The sequence below is a fragment of the Mucilaginibacter pedocola genome (assembly GCF_002013915.1).
Taxonomy (GTDB): Bacteria; Bacteroidota; Bacteroidia; order Sphingobacteriales; family Sphingobacteriaceae; genus Mucilaginibacter; species Mucilaginibacter pedocola.
Window position 1 is genome coordinate 90893 of record NZ_MBTF01000002.1, and the last position, 19559, is coordinate 110451.

General features: G+C 44.4%; 19 protein-coding genes. 7 read left to right on the top strand and 12 right to left on the bottom strand.

The window, feature by feature from the left end; translation table 11 throughout:
- Positions 1-59: 59 nt before the first annotated feature.
- Both ffh and BC343_RS04730 read right to left on the bottom strand, forming a co-directional pair.
- On the bottom strand, positions 60-1388 hold the full coding sequence (gene ffh, locus BC343_RS04725; RefSeq protein WP_078346588.1) for a signal recognition particle protein: 1329 nt from the start codon (positions 1386-1388) through the stop codon (positions 60-62).
- Between the two features lie 69 nt (positions 1389-1457).
- On the bottom strand, positions 1458-2627 hold the full coding sequence (locus BC343_RS04730; RefSeq protein WP_078346589.1) for a hypothetical protein: 1170 nt from the start codon (positions 2625-2627) through the stop codon (positions 1458-1460).
- A 195-nt stretch (positions 2628-2822) separates the two neighbouring features.
- On the opposite strand from BC343_RS04730, the gene BC343_RS04735 reads away from it, so the two are divergent.
- On the top strand, positions 2823-5273 hold the full coding sequence (locus BC343_RS04735) for a DUF5916 domain-containing protein (protein ID WP_078346590.1): 2451 nt from the start codon (positions 2823-2825) through the stop codon (positions 5271-5273).
- Between the two features lie 86 nt (positions 5274-5359).
- Here BC343_RS04735 and BC343_RS04740 read toward each other — a convergent pair whose 3' ends face one another.
- From BC343_RS04740 to ruvX, 7 genes are all read right to left on the bottom strand, one after another.
- Positions 5360-6388, bottom strand: coding sequence for a DUF3078 domain-containing protein (locus tag BC343_RS04740; RefSeq protein ID WP_078346591.1), 1029 nt, complete (start codon positions 6386-6388; stop codon positions 5360-5362).
- 63 nt (positions 6389-6451) lie between these two features.
- Entirely contained in the window at positions 6452-6751 is a 300-nt protein-coding gene (locus tag BC343_RS04745) for a hypothetical protein (RefSeq protein ID WP_238381699.1), read from the bottom strand.
- Between the two features lie 26 nt (positions 6752-6777).
- Positions 6778-7527: a peptidase associated/transthyretin-like domain-containing protein gene (locus tag BC343_RS04750; RefSeq protein ID WP_143822061.1), complete on the bottom strand. Its 750-nt coding sequence runs from the start codon at positions 7525-7527 to the stop codon at positions 6778-6780.
- Between the two features lie 62 nt (positions 7528-7589).
- Positions 7590-8420 carry a glucosaminidase domain-containing protein gene (locus BC343_RS04755; RefSeq protein WP_078346767.1) on the bottom strand — a complete coding sequence of 277 codons (831 nt, stop codon included), beginning with the start codon at positions 8418-8420 and terminating at the stop codon, positions 7590-7592.
- Between the two features lie 53 nt (positions 8421-8473).
- A complete protein-coding gene (locus tag BC343_RS04760) occupies positions 8474-9031 on the bottom strand; it encodes a glucosaminidase domain-containing protein (protein ID WP_078346594.1) in 558 nt (185 codons plus the stop codon).
- A 2-nt stretch (positions 9032-9033) separates the two neighbouring features.
- On the bottom strand, positions 9034-9672 hold the full coding sequence (locus tag BC343_RS04765) for an O-methyltransferase (protein ID WP_078346595.1): 639 nt from the start codon (positions 9670-9672) through the stop codon (positions 9034-9036).
- Between the two features lie 45 nt (positions 9673-9717).
- A complete protein-coding gene (gene ruvX / locus BC343_RS04770; RefSeq protein WP_078346596.1) occupies positions 9718-10128 on the bottom strand; it encodes a Holliday junction resolvase RuvX in 411 nt (136 codons plus the stop codon).
- Positions 10129-10279: 151 nt separating this feature from the next.
- On the opposite strand from ruvX, the gene BC343_RS04775 reads away from it, so the two are divergent.
- From BC343_RS04775 to BC343_RS04785, 3 genes are read left to right on the top strand one after another with little or no spacing between them, the layout of a single operon-like run.
- The gene (locus BC343_RS04775; RefSeq protein WP_078346597.1) at positions 10280-11422 is read left to right on the top strand and encodes a DNA polymerase III subunit; all 1143 of its coding nucleotides are present in this window, start codon (positions 10280-10282) and stop codon (positions 11420-11422) included.
- Between the two features lie 2 nt (positions 11423-11424).
- Entirely contained in the window at positions 11425-12876 is a 1452-nt protein-coding gene (gene ricT / locus BC343_RS04780; RefSeq protein ID WP_078346598.1) for a PSP1 domain-containing protein, read from the top strand.
- Positions 12876-13352 (top strand): gliding motility lipoprotein GldH, encoded by a 477-nt coding sequence (locus tag BC343_RS04785; RefSeq protein ID WP_078346599.1) that lies wholly within the window; start codon positions 12876-12878, stop codon positions 13350-13352. Before ricT ends, BC343_RS04785 begins: the two co-directional genes overlap by 1 nt.
- On the opposite strand, the gene BC343_RS04790 is transcribed toward BC343_RS04785, so the two are convergent.
- Positions 13353-13733 (bottom strand): hypothetical protein, encoded by a 381-nt coding sequence (locus BC343_RS04790; protein ID WP_143822062.1) that lies wholly within the window; start codon positions 13731-13733, stop codon positions 13353-13355. It abuts the gene before it with no gap.
- 76 nt (positions 13734-13809) lie between these two features.
- On the opposite strand from BC343_RS04790, the gene BC343_RS04795 reads away from it, so the two are divergent.
- Complete coding sequence (locus tag BC343_RS04795; protein ID WP_078346601.1) at positions 13810-14052, top strand: hypothetical protein; 243 nt, start codon at positions 13810-13812, stop codon at positions 14050-14052.
- Between the two features lie 127 nt (positions 14053-14179).
- The gene (locus BC343_RS04800; protein WP_317043636.1) at positions 14180-15487 is read left to right on the top strand and encodes a DNA recombination protein RmuC; all 1308 of its coding nucleotides are present in this window, start codon (positions 14180-14182) and stop codon (positions 15485-15487) included.
- A 97-nt stretch (positions 15488-15584) separates the two neighbouring features.
- Here the strand turns inward: BC343_RS04800 and thiL are convergent, their stop codons facing one another.
- A complete protein-coding gene (thiL, locus tag BC343_RS04805) occupies positions 15585-16634 on the bottom strand; it encodes a thiamine-phosphate kinase (RefSeq protein WP_078346603.1) in 1050 nt (349 codons plus the stop codon).
- A 210-nt stretch (positions 16635-16844) separates the two neighbouring features.
- Here thiL and BC343_RS04810 point away from each other — a divergent pair, with 210 nt between their 5' ends.
- Positions 16845-18284 (top strand): DNA/RNA non-specific endonuclease, encoded by a 1440-nt coding sequence (locus BC343_RS04810; RefSeq protein WP_078346604.1) that lies wholly within the window; start codon positions 16845-16847, stop codon positions 18282-18284.
- A gap of 89 nt (positions 18285-18373) precedes the next feature.
- Here the strand turns inward: BC343_RS04810 and nadA are convergent, their stop codons facing one another.
- On the bottom strand, positions 18374-19366 hold the full coding sequence (gene nadA / locus BC343_RS04815) for a quinolinate synthase NadA (RefSeq protein WP_078346605.1): 993 nt from the start codon (positions 19364-19366) through the stop codon (positions 18374-18376).
- Positions 19367-19559: the final 193 nt, after the last annotated feature.

The window sequence follows — 19559 nt, forward strand, 5'->3', positions numbered from 1 at the left end:
ATTTCTGCTGAGGCTTATAATTTTATATTCCCCCTTCAGGGGGTTAGGGGGCTTCCTTTCTACATTTTCGGCATCCTGCGCATCATGCTGGCCATGGCGGCAGGGTTACTCATTTGTTTCATCACCTTTTTCATATCGTCGAACTGCTTCATCAGGCGGTTCACTTCTTCTATCTTCGAGCCCGAACCTTTGGCTATACGGTTGCGGCGGCTTTGGTTAATAATTTCAGGGTTTTCTTTTTCTTTCGGCGTCATGGATTGTATGATGGCTTCGATGCCTTTAAAAGCATCATCGCTCACTTCCACGTCCTTCATCATTTTACCAACGCCGGGTATCATGCCCATCAGATCTTTCATGTTACCCATTTTTTTGATCTGCTGTATCTGGCTGTAAAAGTCGTTAAAGTCGAACTTGTTCTTCCTTATCTTCTTCTGTAACTCGGCAGCTTCTTTCTCATCGAATTGTTGTTGCGCACGCTCTACTAACGATACCACGTCGCCCATGCCCAAAATACGCGAGGCCATACGATCGGGGTGGAAAACGTCCAACGCTTCCATCTTCTCGCCGGTACCAATGAATTTGATAGGCTTATTAACAACCGATTTGATAGACAACGCTGCGCCACCTCGTGTATCACCATCCAATTTAGTTAATACCACACCGGTAAAGTCAAGGCGTTCATTAAACACCTTAGCAGTATTCACCGCATCCTGACCGGTCATCGAATCGACAACGAACAATATCTCGTGTGGCTTGGTGGCGGCTTTTACCTTCTCTATCTCCACCATCATCGCTTCGTCGATAGCTAAGCGGCCGGCGGTATCAATAATTACTACATTGTTGCCATTAGCTTTAGCCTGGGCAATACCTTCCAATGCAATAGCCACCGGGTCTTTCGATTCGAGGTTAGCATAAACCGGTACACCAATCTGCTGGCCTAATACCTGCAACTGGTCTATCGCCGCAGGGCGGTAAATATCATCGGCAACCAAAAGAGGCTTTTTGTTGCGCTGTGTTTTAAGGTAGTTGGCCAGCTTACCGGTAAATGTGGTTTTACCCGCACCGTTCAAACCGGCTATCAGGATGATGGTAGGCTGTGCTTTTAACTCGATGTCGGCAGTGGTGCCGCCCATCAGCTCGGTCAGCTCATCGTTCATGAGCTTGGTAAGCAACTGACCCGGCGAAATTGATGTTAATACATTGGCACCAATAGCTTTTTGCCTAACATCGTCAGTAAATGCTTTTGCAGTTTTATAGTTAACGTCGGCATCCAACAGGGCCTTACGTATCTCTTTCATGGTTTCGGCCACGTTTATCTCCGTGATCGAGCCCTGTCCCTTCAGTACTTTGAACGCCCTGTCGAGCTTATCCGATAAATTTTCAAACATTACGTATTCCTAATTTTTGAGGATACAAAGGTATGATTTTGAAGCAGAAACCTGTGCAGGTAAAATAAATCAATTGCCATGCACCAATTTGCCAACCTCGGTATTAAAATTGCCTTTGCTTATACCGGTGAGTTTTTCCAGCGCTTTAAAGTAATTGGCATCGCCGGGTTCTCTTTTGCCACAGGCTAATAACTCCATCACCGCGCCAAAGCCCTTTTCTTTTTCCAGCTTTTGCACAATAAGCGCGTTTATCATGTATGATATTTTCAGGATCTTCCCACCATCGTTCTGATAGTTTTTGCCATCAAGGTAAAGCTGCAGCCAATCGGCATTTGGGTTCTCATTTACATAGGCATTAAACAAAGCCGATACCTCCGCCCAGTTTTTACCCCAGCTGCCGCCGTATAAGTATGCGCAGCCCTCATCAACTGGTCGATTGATCACCTCGCTGCTCATTACAGTGCGCAACCTGTCGTGAAACAGGTCATGTGGGTCGAACCTGTGCTGCCCGGAGCTCCATCCATTTACTATGAGGCTTTGCTCGTCGCTGTTAGCCGTGAGGTTATTATTCACAACCCCGGCGTAATCAGCCTTATAATCTACACCCAGCAAATGTTGTGCTTCTAAAAAGCTATCGCAGTAATATTGTAAAATAGGCTTATTTGCGTTTAGCCTCCCGTCTATCAGCGCCACATTTTGTTGAAATGCTTTTGCATCGGCAACATCCAACTCATCTTTAAATTTAAAGGTGATATTTCCCTGCTTCTTCGTTCGCCAACCTTTAGTGTTTTGTTTCAACGGCGAGTAAAAGTAGAATACCCCATCCACTTTCTTTGCCAACAGGCTAAAGGTCGCTTTCAGCAGGGGCGAGCCATCTGCTACGCCTATATAGCTTAGTTGCACCGCATAAACACCCGCATCCTGCTTAACCAGGTTTATCAAATAAGGCTTGTAAAATGCCGCATCCTTGGTGGCGTCATTTTGTTCAATGCCCATCATCTCATCCAGCAGGGCACTCGTCTCTAAAAACTCGTCTTTCAATATCGCTGTATTACTCTTAATTGGCTTGTCCTTCTGAGCCAAAAAGCCGTTCAGCGCAGTGATCAAATTATTGATAACCGAGTCTTGCGGTAGTTTAATATTCCCCGGGATAATAACGGAGCGGTTTTGTGCCCGGGTTACCGAAATAAAAAAGAATAAACACAGGAACGCGATAATGGCAGGTTGTTTAAGTTTCATGGTTATGAAAATAGGCTGCGGCAAAATACTCCATTTTCTGCAAACGCCGCCGGCTTTTATCTGATAGCCGGAGATATTTTATCCCCCGATAGTATGCATGCTACCAAACATTTAACACTCGTTAACCAACATTTAACAACTCAAGGTGTAACGTTTTGCAAACTTCGCACATCTTATAGCTAATCACAGCCCTAAATGAAGCCCTTTTTACTTGCAATTTTACTTGCCGCAACAAGCCTTACTGCCTTTGCACAAAAGGAGAAAAAGAAACTTGTTGCTGTAAAAACCCAAACGCCACCCAAAATGGACGGCTTGCTCGACGATGCCGCCTGGCAAAACGTACCCTTCGCTACTGATTTTGTGGAACTGCAGCCCAACGCGGGCGTGCACGAAAAACCCGAAGAGCGTACCGAAGTAAAAATAGTTTACGATAACAATGCTATTTACATTGGCGCCCGCATGTACGAAACCAGCGGCGACAAAGTAGCCAAAGAAATTGCCACACGCGATAACGTGGGCAATGCCGATTTTATAGGAGTAATATTTGATACCTACCAGGATGGCATAAACGGTACCGGCTTTTTTGTAACATCGGCCAATAGCCAGTTCGATGCTAAATATACCCCGCCCGATGCCAACGGCAATACCGAAGACCCTAACTGGAATTCGGTTTGGACCAGCAAGGTAGTTGTTGACGGCCATGGCTGGAGCGCCGAGATGCGTATCCCGTATTCGGCTTTGCGTTTTGCCAAAAAAGATGTGCAAACCTGGGGCATGAACCTCATACGCAAACGCCAGCGCATACAGCAACAATTATTTTGGAACGAGATAGACCCCAAAATGAGCGGCTTTATAAACCAGGAAGGTATTTTAACCGGGTTAGAGAAGCTCGACCCGCCGGTGCGCTTATCCTTTTACCCTTACTTTTCTACCTATGTTAACCACTACCCTTACAATACTGCGGGGGTACCAAACACAAAAGCATCGGTAAATGGCGGTATGGATGTAAAATACGGCATAAACGACGCTTTTACATTAGACCTAACGCTGATACCCGATTTTGGGCAGGTACAGTCGGATAACAAGGTGCTTAACCTAACGCCCTTTGAAGTAAAGTATAACGAGAACCGTCCATTTTTTACGGAAGGCACCGAGTTGTTCAATAAGGGCAACCTGTTTTACTCCCGCAGGGTGGGTGGAGCTCCTTTACGTTATGATGCAGCTTACGCCAATCTCGCCCCGGGCGAAGAGGTGATTAGCAACCCCACCGAAACAAAACTGCTCAACGCTATTAAAGTATCGGGTCGTACATCTAAAGGGCTCGGGATCGGTGTTTTTAATGCCATCACCAACACTGCGTATGCTACTATAGAGGACCAACAGGGCAACCGCAGGCAGGTACAAACGAGCCCGCTTACCAACTACAACATTTTGGTGTTCGACCAAAATCTGAAAAACAACTCCGCCATTACGATTATTAACACCAACGTAAACCGCTTTGATAAAGACTATTCTGCTGATGTAGGCGGTTTTGTTTATAACCTGAATAATAAAAAGAATACTTATAAGCTGCGCGGCTTCGCCATGATGAGCAATATTTATGGCGGCGGCATGAAAACAAACACAGGCTACAGCTACGAAGTTATTGGCGGTAAATCCTCCGGTAATTTTACCTGGGATATTGGGCAGGATATGGTCGACAGCCATTACGAAGGTAAAGACCTTGGTTTTTACAATAACAACAACTACCTGGAGCATAATCTTAATATGCAATACACCAACTATAAGCCTAAAAAGTTGTTCACGCAATACGGTGTATGGACCAATACTTATTATTCCCGCCGGGTTAACGAATCAAACTATCAAAACTTCAATCAAAACTTCGGAGGATTCGGCACATTCAAAAATTTGTGGCAGGCTAATATCAACGGCCATTACAGGTTTGAAGGAAACGACTTTTACGAGGCCCGTAATGGCGAACGGTACCGTTCGCCACGCAACTTTATGCTCAACTGGAATTTGAGCACCAACCGCTCTAAAATGGTATCGGGTGGTTTTTGGTACTCCGATACCTGGGTATGGAATGGGTATAGCGGCCATGGTAACGACCTGGAAACCTACCTCAACCTGCGCCTGAGCAATAAGTTTTCTATTAACGAGGATATCACTTTCAGCCCCCGCATCAACTACCTGGGCTTCTCTACTTTTGATGATGCTAATAAACCCGTTTTTGCCTTAAGAAATGTGCATACTGTTGAAAACATCTTCAACCTCAAATACACCTTTAGCGGCATAATGGGGCTGAACTTGCGGTTGAGGCATTATTGGAGCAAAGTAAATAATAAGGAGTTTTTTAGCCTTGGTAAAGACGGATACGTGGCGCCCCTTACTTCCAACAACTTTGACCACAACGACCGCAACGTAAATATCTGGAATGTAGACATGGTTTACGTTTGGCAATTTACACCGGGCAGCGAGCTAAGTATTGCCTGGAAAAACTCCGCTGTAAATACCGACTTGCCTACAGACAGGGGTTACCTAAACAATCTGCATGAAACTTTCAATTTGCCGCAGAACAATAACTTCTCGTTGAAAGTGCTATACTATATCGATTTTCAATCGTTAAGGAAACATAGCAAAAGCTAAACATCTTACACTCTATATCTACCAAAAACAGAAAACCCGGCCAAGCAGCCGGGTTTTCTGTTTTAATATCTATGCAATTCTTAACATCACGGAAATTTGTAAAGTACACCTAATGATAGACCTTCGGTGCCTTGTATACCGTTTTGCCCGGTGTTTTTATCGAACAATAAGGTTCCGTTCACAGATACATTCACCAGGCGGTTAACTTTGGCCGCCAATAGTGCATCTACCCTATGCCGTACTTTATCAAGTGGCTGCCCATAAGGAACGAACATATCATAACGTGCATTTAAGTGCATATTTTTGGCAATATCTTTATCAAATATGGCCACCATCTGGAATGCGATATCGGTACGTATTGTTCTGCCATTTTTTACACCATAAGCCTCGTCGTCCACGCCTTTGCCGGCAAATATTTCCTGATCCAATACAAATGTTTGTCGGGCGGTACCTGTACCCAATCGCAGATCGAAGAATTTATTGGGCTTGTACTCAAAACCGAGCGATTCGGTTACGTAACCCGGTGCCATAAAGTTAGATATCAGCACCGGGGGATTTACACCGGCAGCATCGTACTGGAAACCTTTATCAAACTGCGATTCGAAACTAAGCGAGCCGAAGAAGAACCAACTTTTAGACAATTGGGTAGCTACCTTATTATCAAAGAAGATACGGTCGTTGGTTTTACGCGCGCCTTGCCCTTTGTTTTTTGATTTACCGTAAAGCAAGTTCAACTCTGATGTATAGCTGAACGGTGCTTTATTATACTCGTTGCGGAAAATAAGATTACCACCCAACGCAACCGCAGTTACACCCCCTGCTGCATAGTTACTACTAAAGGCCGATTGGCTAAAGTTTAGCCCAAGGGTAATAAACTTGCGCCAGTAGCTTACCTTATAATCCAACATGGTTACGGGTATGTACTCAGGCTGTATCTGCAGCGGTTTTAATGTCACCGTTATGGAGTTCTTTTTTGGCGATAGCCGGTACCTGTTGAGCAGGTTGGTATCAATTTTAACGGTATCCCGTTTTACCGTATCGGCTATTTGGGCATTGGCTGACAGAACGGCCGAGCAGCAAAGTGTGAGAACTAATCTTAAACCGGTTTTCAACATAACGCAAAGAAAATGCAAAAATCTGTTATTTCAAGGCACAAAATGTAACTAATGTGCGTGGTTTTATAAATAAGCCAGCCAGTTATACCATCTCCGCCGGCCTAAATAGTGCAAATCCGCCTCTTTATCATAAGCCTCCCGCTCGAAAGAAATGTTGCGGTACGCCGGGTAATGCCTGCGGTAGCGGGCGAGGCTTAGCAAATAATTCAGCAGGTATAAAATGTAAAATGGCAATACCAATAGCTCGGCTTGCTGGCGTAAATGTATACGCTCGTGGTTTAGTAAAACTTTATCGTTTCGCATAGCATCTTCCCTAATCAAAATAAAAGGGAATAGCGCCATGGCATTTATGTTGGGTTTCAAAAACCGCGCTGTTACCAACCATCCCGTCATTTCACATCAAGGTATTGCGGAGGCAACGGCTCCAGCTCAAATGCCCTTGGGTTGCGCTTATAACGCTTAAAGCTGGTGCGCACGTATTTTACAAACTCGTATTCGCTGGCGGTGGTTACCAAATTATAGCTTGGGCGGTATTTAAACATAAAGTCCGTCAGCTCCGGGTCTTTCAAAAACGTTATCCCGGCCACAAACGATTTATTGAAACGGTAATCTATCTGCGCCTGCATATAATCCCTATCAATGATCTGTTTCAGGTGCTCGGCATTCCTGCCGCTTCGGCTAAACATGTTATACAAAGCATCTATACTAAAGCCCACGCTACCCTGCCCAACAGAAAGCAGGTCGCGGTTACCTATGGAGCCGTATATCCGGTTAAAATCGGTTTTTGTTGCCAGGTATTTCCGCTTCGGTCCCAGTACGCTATCACGCACGGTTACTTCCTTTAATTGAATAGCCTTGGGTTTAAGGTAAACAGCAAGTGCCGCAAGGTCTTTCACTTTCAGCGTATCGCTGTGAAACTCTTGTTTACTGAAAATCAGTACATCGCCAATATTTGCTGCAATAATAAATTCGCCTTTAAATGTATTGTAAACCGATTTGCCCGTGGTGCTGTTGAGTACGTTTACTTTGGCAATGCGCGTATTATTGTCTTTATCAAACACAATACCCGTAACCTCCTTTTGCTGCGCAAAGGCTGTTAATTGCGTAGCGCAAAGCAATAAGAAAGTCCATAATTTCATTGAGGGGTCAAAGCTACTGGTTTTGGTGCCGCGTTTGGCGGCCGTTAACAAATTTTAACAAGCTATTTTACAACCACAAGCTTCTGGCCAATTTTTATGCCGTTATCGCTCATTTTGTTTAATGCCCTCAATTCGTCAACCGTGATACCAAAACGTTTAGAGATGCTGTATAGTGTATCGCCCTGTTTTACGGTGTAAATTTTATCATCCGGCGATTCCTTCACTATGGTATCGGCCTGTGGCTGGTTCATGTTATTATTTATTTGATCCAGCACGCGGTCCTCACGTTTAATTTTGGCTATCTCGCCTTCGGGGCGGTCGTATTGGTCGAGATTGTATTTGGTAATGATGTTCAGCAGCAATTGCGGATACTTGGGGTTAGTAGCATAACCAGCTGCTTTTAAGCCGTAGGCCCAACCCTTATAGTCGTTTTTATCCAGTTCGAACAGCCTGGCGTAATTCTTTTTCTTTAAAAACTCTGAGTGGTCTCGGTAGCTGTCTTCGGGGTTATCATACACGCGGAAACAATCGTTGGTATTATCATCGTCCTTATAATAGCTCTCGCCCGTCCAGGTACTGCCACATTTTATGCCGAAGTGGTTATTGGCGGCAACGGCCAGATCGCTATTACCCGCGCCCGATTCGAACAAGCCCTGCGCAAGCGTAATACTGGCGGGTATGCCGTAGGTATTCATTTCCTGTATGGCGATGGCTTTAAAGCGGTCGATATATTCCAACGACGACATATTGCGGTGCGATGCAATGGCCGCGCTGTTGCGTTTTTGAATGGCTTTATTGTTTTTGCGGGCCTTGCTACTGCTGATAGTGCCTTTGTGTGCCGAGCAGGAATTGAAAACAATAGCAAGAGCGAAGAGGATGCAGAATTTACGCATAGCGGAAAATAACCAAAAAGCCATTCACATGGAACGGCAAAAATGGGAGAAAATTATTTTTGGTTACTATCGGCTAACTGGGCGGTCGCTCCGTTTTCTTCAGGTTTTTCGTCCAGGTCGTGCAGTTTGTATTTTTTGATGATGGCTACTACCTGCGATGCCCAGGTGCGGCTGCTGCAATAACCGCTGCGTTGAATGCCTTTTGCCCAGCCGGTATAATCGTATTGGGTAAGTTTATCGGCCAAATGGCTGAATTGTTTACGCTCGGTCATGATGCGGGCGAAATCCTGGAAAGATTCCATTACAGATTCGTAGCGCTTGTACGATGTCTTAACTTTTTTGTTGTGTTTATAATAAACTACAGTGCCTCCACCTTTTACACCAAACTGGTTGTTGAGGTTTTGAGCTATAGCACTCTTGCCGCTGGCAGATTCGTGCATGGCAACGCCTAAAATGATACTTGCAGGTACGCCTGTTTCGTGCATGATACGAATGGCATTATCTTTGAATTTATCAACATATGATTGTGGAGCGCTTTGTGCCGAAACAGTTGCTGTGGTTGCAACCAGCGCAGATACCAACAGTAGAGTAGCAGTAAAGAGTTTCTTCATAATTATTTTTTTCTGATGATCAATAGTCCATCACGAACGGGAAGAATTAATTTTTCAACCTTCGTGTTAACAGCTATGTGCTCATTTAGTTTGCGGATGTTTACGGTATCGGTATCATTTTCGTTACCAAACACTTTGCCTTTCCACAAAACATTATCAATTATTATTAACCCACCGGGCCTTACTTTGTCAAATACTAACTCAAAATAAGTCAAATTATTTCGTTTATCCGCATCTATAAATACTAAATCGAAGTTATTTTCCTCAAAATCAGCTATTATGCCCTCTGCGGCCCCAATATGAAGCTTTATTTTTTTATCCACATTTGTCAGTTTAAAATGTGAATTGAGCATTTCCTCGTACTCCGCGTTAACTTCTATGGTGTGCAGTATACCCCCGTCAGCTAAACCTTCCGCCAGGCAAATAGCCGAATAACCGGTAAAAGTGCCTATCTCCAGTATCAGCTTGGGTTGCACCATTTTACTCAGCATGCTCAACACCCGGCCCTGGTAGTGGCCGCTTAGCATGTGCGGTTTTAATACTTTTAAATATGTTTCGCGGTTAATGGCTTGCAGTTCGGGGGCCTCTGGGTCGAGGTGGGCATCGAGGTATGATTGCAAAGATGGATCTAATATTTCCATGCAGCAAAGGTACGGAAAATATATCCTTTGCTATTTTATTCATTATCAGAAGCTTTTACTTAGCCAGCTTTGCAGTAAAATTGTAGCCGATACCGTATCCACCAACTCTTTATTCTGCCTTGCTTTTTTACCCATACCGCTTTGTGCAATAGCGGCTGATGCCATTTTAGAAGTGAAGCGCTCATCAAGCATTTCGATGGGGATATCCGGGAAGTTTTTCTTAAGCAGCGTAACAAAACCTTTTACGTGCTGTGCCGATTGGGATGGGGTATTATCCATTTGCTTGGGTTCGCCAACCACAAAACGTTCAACCTGCTCGGTTTGCATGTAGTTTTTCAGGTAATCTATTATTTTGAGCGGATGGATAGTATCCAACCCGGTGGCTATTATCTGCATGGGGTCGGTAACCGCAATGCCTATGCGTTTGGTACCGTAGTCGAAAGCCATTACGCGCATAGTTTTGCGGATATGAGGTGAAAGAAATAAAGCCTGAGATGTGGCATCCTTTTGTAATTAAAAAAACAAAAGTACTTAAAAGATAGCCTAAACGCCTTTCCGTCTCAAATCTCATATCTCAAATCTCGCATCTAATTTTTACCTTGCACCAATGCAGTTTAGAGAAATTACCGGGCAGCACGCTGTAAAGCAACGATTGGTCTCCTCTGTCACCGAGAACAGGGTGAGCCATGCCCAGTTGTTTTTAGGCCCCGAAGGTAGTGGCAGCCTGGCCTTAGCGGTTGCTTACGCCCAGTTTTTAAGCTGCGAGGATAAACAGCCTGACGATTCCTGTGGTGTTTGTGCCTCATGCCGCAAGTACCAAAAGTTGATGCACCCCGATCTGCATTTTTCGTACCCAACGTTCGGCACGCCGAAAGAGTCGGCTATTGATTTTATTGAGCAATGGCGCACCGCACTTTCCGAAAACCCGTATCTTAATTTAGATACCTGGCGCGGCTATCTGGATTCGGGAAACAAACAGGCCAACATCAACATACTCGAGTGCCACCAGATCATCAAGAAACTTAGCTTTAAACCCTTCGAATCGGTTTATAAGGTTTTGATACTTTGGCTACCCGAATATTTGGATAAGCAGGGGAACGCACTACTTAAAATTATTGAAGAACCACAGCCCAATACACTTTTCCTGCTGGTAGCTCAAAACCAGGATCAGATATTGAATACCATCCTATCGCGTACGCAGTTGGTTAAGATACCTCCGCTGGGGTTTGATGAGATACAGGAATACCTTGTTGCTAACCACAATCAAACCGAAACCGCAGCTGCCGAAATTGCTTACCTGAGTAATGGCAGTATGGCCGAAGCGCTGAGTATGCTGCAGCAGGACAGCAAAGGTTACCATAACCTTTTTGTACAATGGCTACGCCTATGCTTTGGCAATAAAGGGCTGGAGGTGCTGAGTTTTGTGGATAGCTCATCAAAAATGGGCCGCGAAAACCAAAAGAATTTTTTGCGTTACGGCATCAACTTTATCCGTGAGTGCTGTTTAATATCTGCAGGGGCAGAAGCCATGGTGCACTTACCGGCGCAGGAGTTAGATACTGCTCGCAAGATGGCCGCTGTAATGAATATTGCCCAATCTGAAACTATTATTGACGAGCTGGAAAAGGCTCATTACCATATAGAACGCAATGCTAACCCTAAGATCTTGTTTTTAGATGTATCTTTGCAAATTATAAAAGTACTAAATTTGAAAATCGTCCCTCCGGGGAATCATTATATACCGAATTAATTATGGGATGCGGAAGTTGCTCAACAGGGGGCGGTTGCTCACCTGCGGGCTGCAAAAGTAATGGCAGCTGCCTTACTAACGGTTGCAGTAAATTAGACGTACACGATTGGCTTTCCCACATGGATATGCCAAACAATTATAAGCCTTTCAACATCGTAGAAGTAAAATTCAAAGGATCGAGGAAGGAGTTTTATCATAACCCGGATAATATTTACCTGGAAGCAGGCGAACTGGTTGCTGTGGAAACCACTACCGGCGGTTATGATATTGGCCATGTATCTATCACCGGCGAACTGGTGCGCATGCAAATGACCAAGCGCCACGTTAAAGAGGCCGATGTTGCCAAAAAAATATACCGCCGCGCTACTCCCGCCGACGTTGATAAATGGAAAATGGCCAAGGATCTTGAATGGGAAACCATGCACCGCTCGCGCACGCTGGCTTTAGATCTGAAGCTGAGCATGAAAATTAGCGACGTAGATTACCAGGGCGATAAAACCAAAGCTACCTTTTATTACACCGCCGAAGGCCGCGTAGATTTTCGCGAGCTCATCAAAAAAATGGCCGAGAGTTTCCGTATCCGTATAGAAATGCGGCAGATAGGCATGCGCCAGGAGGCAAGCCGTTTGGGCGGCATAGGCAGCTGTGGCCGCGAGCTGTGCTGCAGCACCTGGCTTACCGATTTTAAAACAGTATCTACGGCAGCGGCACGCTACCAAAACCTGAGCTTAAATACGCTGAAACTTGCCGGGCAGTGCGGTAAGTTAAAATGCTGCCTCAACTACGAGTTGGATACTTATATGGATGCGCTGAAGCATATCCCCGATAATGTAAACTTCCTGAAGACCGAAAAAGGCGATGCCCGTTTGCAGAAGACCGATATTTTTAAACGCATTATGTGGTTTTCTTACCCGCGCGAAGAATCGTGGGTGCCACTGCCCATTTCGCGCGTAAAAGAAATACAGCAAATGAACCGCGACGGCGTTTTACCGGAAGACCTTGCGGAGGTTGTTGCAGTAGAAGTGAAACCGGTAAAAGTGCTCGATTACGAGAACGTAGTAGGCCAGGATAGCCTTACCCGCCTCGACGAGCGCCGCAATAAAAACAACAAGAAGAACAAAAACAAAAATAAAGGCGGCAACCGTCCCGAAGGCCAGCAAGCGCAAAACAAAGGCGAGAATAATCGCCCGCAACAGCAAAACGCGCATAAAAAAGGCGGAGAGCAACAACCTCGCCCCGAAGGGCAAGCAGCCGGCCAACCTAATCAAAACCGCAACGAAGGCAGACGTCCTCAACAACAAAACGCGCCTAAAAAAGAAGGTACACCACAAAATGCCCAACAGGCCGATGGTGGCAAACGCGAGGGAGGCAACAATAATAACAGGCGTAACAGGCACAGGCCAAACCGCGGTAACAATAATAACAACAACCAAAGCCAGGCAAGCCCCGAGTAATGAAACACTTGTATAAATTATTGTTTTCTGTTTTTGTCCCTGTAATATTTGCGTTGCAGGGCTGTACCGATCCCAACGCGATTATCGATCAGAATACCGAGATTGGCAACCACAATTGGTCGTACATAAACAGGGTGAAGTTCGATGTAAATATTACCGACGAGAAGGTGCCTTATAACCTCTATTTCAACCTGCGGGTAGGGGGAGGGTATCGCTACTCGAACATCTATGTGCTTTTATCGCAAAAGCACGGCAGCAAAACAGCTACTACCCGTTACCAGTTTGTATTGGCCAACCCTGATGGCGAATGGCTGGGCAGCGGCAGCGGTAATTTATACAGCTACCAGTTACCTTTCCGCAAAGGGTACAAATTTCCTGAAAAGGGTACTTATCATTTCGAAATAGAGCAGAACATGCGCGATAACCCCCTTCATGAAGTAAGCGATATTGGATTGAGAGTAGAAAAAGCCCAGTAATTACCTTACCGTATATTCCGCCACAATTTTACTGAATGAGCCCAGTTCGCGGCCCGAATCGGTAGTGCCGGTTGCATCATTATCAGTTATAGCATAAGCCACAGTATTCTCCCCATTAGAGTTTTGCACTTCCAGATGTACAACGCTTCCGGCTGTTAAAGTTGTAGTAAACTCATAGGTGCCACTTGCAATCGTTTTGGTGTCAAGTGCTGTACTTACCGTTTCTTCTGCTTTTATTGCAGATAAGCTTACGCTGTAACTTGCCGTGCCGGCAACCGTAACTTTTATGGTATGTGGCGTGGGTGTTGCATCTCCTTTTTTACCACAACCAAACAGCACAATACACCCAACAAAGGCAAATACAATAACAGTAAGTTTCATAACCGGTTTATTTTGAGAAATTTTAAACATGTAAATATCACGATTGTAGTTTAACTATACCAACAAAAATTACCTCATGAAACAATTGATATCTTTTTTGATGATCATATTAGCGGCGGTGCTATTGTTTTTTACAGCTTGCAAAGGCAATACCGGCCAAACCGGTGGTGCGCAAGCCGACTCGGGGCAGGTGCATGTTGGCAACTCGGGGCCTGCTGATAGTAACGGCTATAAAGTAAGCCCAACCGAAACAGGCGGGAAAGATACCAGTGGCAACGGGGTAGGTAAGCCAACCGATACCACTAAAATAATTCCTTAATAGCTATACGCTTTTTTAGTAAAATATAAATAGCTACATTCGTTTTGCTAAATTTTTTATCAGGATGGATGTTGTCATATTAGGTATTGCTGCTTTCCTTTTTATTGGGTCTATCGTCTTATTTTTCGTGAGAAAAAAGCCGGCCGGCATAATCTCTGCCGAGGAAATGGTATCCTTACAAGCGGAGAACCAATCCCTTAAAATATCGATAGCAGTAGCCGAACAGAAATTTTTGGGCTCGGTAACCGAAAACGAAAATACCGTTCGCCGCCTTGATGCAGATAAAGCTAAACTCGCCGATCAACTTTTCGATTCGCACGCTCAACTGGCAGAAGCCGGCGAAAATTTAGCTTCGCTACGTGCCTCATTAAAAGCAGAGCAGGAAAAGCTTGCCGAGCAAAAAGCAGATATAGAAAATACCCGTAGCCATTTCCAAAAAGAGTTTGAGAATATTGCCGAAAAACTACTCAAAGAAAAATCGCGGGAGTTTACTGATGTTAACAAGCAAAGCATTGATATCATTCTATCTCCGCTTAAAGAGAACATTAAAGCATTCGAGCAAAAGGTAGAGAAAGTTTACAGCACCGAAGCGGCGGAGCGCAACATATTACGCGGCGAAATTGGCAAACTGATGGAACTTAACCAACTCATTAGTGCCGAAGCGCAAAACCTTACCAAAGCCCTAAAAGGCGATAACAAAAAGCAGGGTAACTGGGGCGAGGTAATACTGGAGAAAGTTTTGGAGCGCAGCGGTTTGGTGCGCGACCGCGAGTATCGCACACAAGCCAGCCTAAATCACTCAGAAGGAGGAAGGTTGCAGCCCGATGTAATAATAGACCTGCCCGATGATAAACACCTTATTGTAGATTCTAAAGTATCGCTAATTGCCTATGAAAAGCTTGTGAACAGCGAAACGGAAGAAGAGCGCCGGCTTTATTCTAAACAACACGTAGATTCTATCCGTGCCCACGTTTATGGCTTGTCTTCTAAAAACTATCACGACCTCTACCAAGTAAACTCGCCGGATTTTGTATTGCTCTTTGTACCTATAGAATCCTCGTTCAGCTTCGCAGTTCAACTGGATGCCGAGTTATTTAGCGATGCCTGGGAAAAGCGTGTGGTTATAGTCAGCCCTTCTACCTTGTTGGCAACACTGCGAACCATTGCCAGCATTTGGAAACAAGAACGGCAAAACCGCAACGTATTGGAGATAGCACGCCTAAGCGGGGAAATGTATGATAAATTCGTAGGCTTTGTTGGGGATATGGAAGGCATCGGTAAAAACATCAAACAAAGCCAGGACAGTTACGAACGTGCGCTAAACAAACTCACCGACGGCCGGGGCAACCTCACCATAACCGCCGAAAAGATCAAAAAGCTGGGTGCAAAAGCCAACAAGCAAATAGATAATAAATATATCGACGAAGCCCCCTAAACCCCTGAAGGGGGAACAGAATTGCATCCGCGAAGCGGGAAATTTTTTTAGAAAACCCTCTGCAAATCAAAAAGTAGTCTTGCAAACTGCTATCCGCCTACTGCGCACTGGCTCCAAACGCATTCCAACCCTGCGCCTTCAATGGATGCACATTATTGCTTTTGGTAATTAAATTACAACCTGCATTAGGCTCGGTGATATAACCGATGATGGTGAAATCCATCTTGAATTTTATCTTATCATAATCCGCTTGTTTCACGGTGAAAAGTAATTCGTAATCTTCTCCGCCGCTCAATGCACATACGGTTGGATCCAGGCCGAACTCGCGGGCGGTTTCGTAGGTCATTGGATCGATCGGTATTTTTTCCTCGTACAGGTTGCAGCCTTTATTGCTTTGCTTACAAATGTGTAATATCTCTGAAGCCAATCCGTCAGATACATCGATCATGGATGTTGGTTTCACATCCATATCCTTCAGCAGGTCCACAATGTCTTTACGCGCTTCGGGTTTCAATTGGCGTTCAACTATGTAGTCCTTACCTTCAAGGTCGGGCTGAATGTTCGGGTTTTCCAGGTAAACCAGTTTCTCGCGCTCCAACAATTGCAAGCCGGTATACGCCCCACCTAAATCGCCCGATACGCAAATGAGGTCGCCTTCTTCGGCACCATTACGGTATACAATTTCGCTTTCATCAGCATATCCTAAAACGGTCACGCTTATAACCAGGCCCTGTTTAGATGCGGTAGTATCACCACCAATTAGATCAACATTGTAATTTCCGCAAGCCAGGTAAATACCTTCATATAATTCTTCAATAGCTTCCAGCGGGAATTTGCTGCTCATCCCTATCGATACCGTAACCTGCGTGGCAGTTGCGTTCATGGCATAAATATCACTCAGGTTTACCTGTATGGCTTTATAACCCAAATGCTTCAAGGGAGTATAGGCCAAATCGAAATGAATACCCTCCAAGAGCATATCGGTAGATACCAATACTTTTTTTCCGGCATGGTCGAGCACAGCAGCATCATCGCCAATACCTTTTACCGTACTTTTTTGAGTAAGCGTTATATTTTTTGTGAGATGGCTTATTAAGCCAAACTCGCCTAATTCTTCTAAATGCGTTTTATCCTGGTTCTCAAACATATTGTTTTCTTGATTACACCGATGTTTTGTGATTACACCGATTTTATCTGTGGAATCTTTACCAATCGGTGGAATCCCAAACCACAAAATTACCAATAAAAATACTAATCTGCTTGCGGGCGCTGCTCTTTGTAATATTTATCATACATAAAATCAATTAACAGGGAGTTAATGTTTAAGGGATAGTTTTGCGTTCTTAAAAATATCTATATGAAAAACAGAAAATTACTTATCTATTTAAGCTTCGGGCTTTTGCTTATAGCAGGTTGCGCCAAAGACTATCGCGGCGGAATTACCATTGATCCTGCTCCCCCTGAAGAAGTAGTTACACCAAAACCATACAGCATTACCGAGGGTTTTGAGACCGGAAAGAAAGATCCTTACGCCATTGCCGACGTACAATTAAGTACAGGTGTTTGGAGTTTTAACGATGCCCTTATCGGCAACTTACCCGCAGACCTTAAGAATGGCAGCAAATCGGTGAGGCTACGTGCAGGCGATATCACCATGAAATTTGATATTGCCGGCGTTACCCAAATAAATATAACCCACGGTAAATATGGTACTGATGCCAACCAAAGCTGGCAGTTGTTAATGTCGGTTGATAGTGGTAAAACATTTACGCAGATCGGTACCGATATTATGGAAACCAACACCACTTTAGTTACTGATTCTTTTAAGATAGAAACCACCAAAAAAGTTCGTTTCCAGATCAAAAAGGTGGGTACTGCTACTACCCGAACTAATATTGATGATATTACCTTTAAAGGCATTGGCGATGCCGGTATTATAGTAGGCGGCAGTACCGATACAGGCGGCGCTGATACCACAACAACTACAACGCCGCCAGCAGCCGAACGCGGCGTAACCGCAGGGGCAGATGCACAGCCGGAGGTTGGTGACAACAGCAACTTGTTAATGGGTAATCCATCCGGCGCACAACCCAATGTGGTAATGGCGAACGATTACCTTATCGACCAGAAATATTACATCGAATCGTACAACAATTCGCGCGGAACACCAAACTGGGTAAGCTGGCATATTGATGCAACAACTATAAACAACGCTGCGCCAAGGGTTGACAATTTTGCGGGTTTCAGCGGTTTAGATTCAAATTTTTATCATGTGCAGAGCAATAGTTATTACAATTCAGGTTTTGATAGAGGCCACAACTGCCCATCCGCAGATCGCACCAGTTCTGCTAATGCCAATTCGGCTACCTTCCTGATGACCAACATGATCCCTCAGGCACCGCAAAATAACCAGCAAACCTGGGCCGAAATGGAAAACTATTTACGTGCACAAGTGGTAGCCGGTAACGAAGTTTATATAGTAATGGGTGCGTACGGACAGGGCGGTATTGGTAAAAACGGCAGTGCAAATACTATTAATGATGGCCATATTGTAGTCCCCAGTAACGTGTGGAAAATAGCAGTTATTGTACCGGTTGGCGATAATGATGTGAGCAGGGTTTCTGCAACCACGCGAGTGATAGCAGTAAACACGCCAAACGTTAACACTACAGTAAAAGATTGGAAGCAATACCGCACAACCGTAAGGGAAATAGAAAAAGCTACCGGTTATAATTTACTTAATATGTTACCGCAAGCCGTTCAGGATGCTGTAGAGACAAAGAAGGATAACCTATAGTTGTAGATTCAACAGATGAAAAATGATTTCACCGATAAAGTCAAATCGGTGAAATCATCTCTTAAAAATAGGTGAAATCCAGTAAAAAATTACAGACCAAGCCGCGCCGATATCTCCAGCATCCTTTCAATAGGAATAACAGCTTTCTCAATAATATCCATCGGCACATCTATTTCGGGTGTGCCGTTTTTCATACAGAGGTATAGTTTTTCCAGCGTGTTACGTTTCATGTGAGGGCAATCGTTGCAGGCACAGGTATTATTCGGCGGAGCCGGAAAAAATTTTTTAGACGGATTGTCTTTTTCCATCTGATGCAAAATACCGCTCTCGGTAGCTACTATAAACTCCTCCGCAGGGCTGTTAGTGGCGTATTTTAGTATCCCGGTGGTAGATCCTATGTAATCTGCCATTTGCAGTATGGTTTCTTCGCATTCCGGATGGGCTAATATCTTCGCATTCGGGTGGCGCTCTTTCAGCTTGGAAATTCTTTCGCGGCTGAATATCTCGTGCACCATACATGCACCGTTCCATAATACCAGGTCGCGGCCTGTTTTTTTAGCTACCCATGCACCCAGGTTTTTATCCGGCCCGAAGATGATCTTTTGGTCTTTAGGCAGGCTCTCCACAATTTGTACGGCATTGCTGCTGGTACAAACAATATCGCTCAAAGCCTTAAGTTCCGCGGTACAATTCACATAGGTTATTACCAGGTGGTCGGGGTATTTCTCCTTGAATTTTTTAAACAAGTGTGGCGGGCAGCTGTCTGCAAGCGAGCAACCGGCCTTCAGATCCGGCAGCAGTACCTTTTTGTTTGGAGATAATATTTTGGCTGTTTCGGCCATGAAGTGTACGCCGGCAAAAACAATAATGTCGGCATCGGTTTTTGCAGCTTGTTGAGAAAGCCCAAGGCTGTCGCCAATATAATCGGCAATATCCTGTATATCTCCTTCCTGGTAATAGTGGGCCAGCACAACCGCATTTTTCTCTTTTTTTAGTTTGTTAATTTCCTCGAATAAGTCCAGCGACGGGTCAATGTATTCGTCGGCAAAACCATTCGTTTTTATTTCTTCGAAGATATCCATTCCACAAATCAATTAATAATAACTTCTTTTTATATATAAAATAAACCTATTGTTATTAAGGTGTTAATAGTGTTTAAAAGTTGTGTTACTTTTTAGTAGAAAAGTTAGTTCTACATTTTTATTAACAATTTTAAACACGTTTGTATTTTTTATTTTGCTGATTTTTAGCTTGGTGTGACAATCAAATATTGAT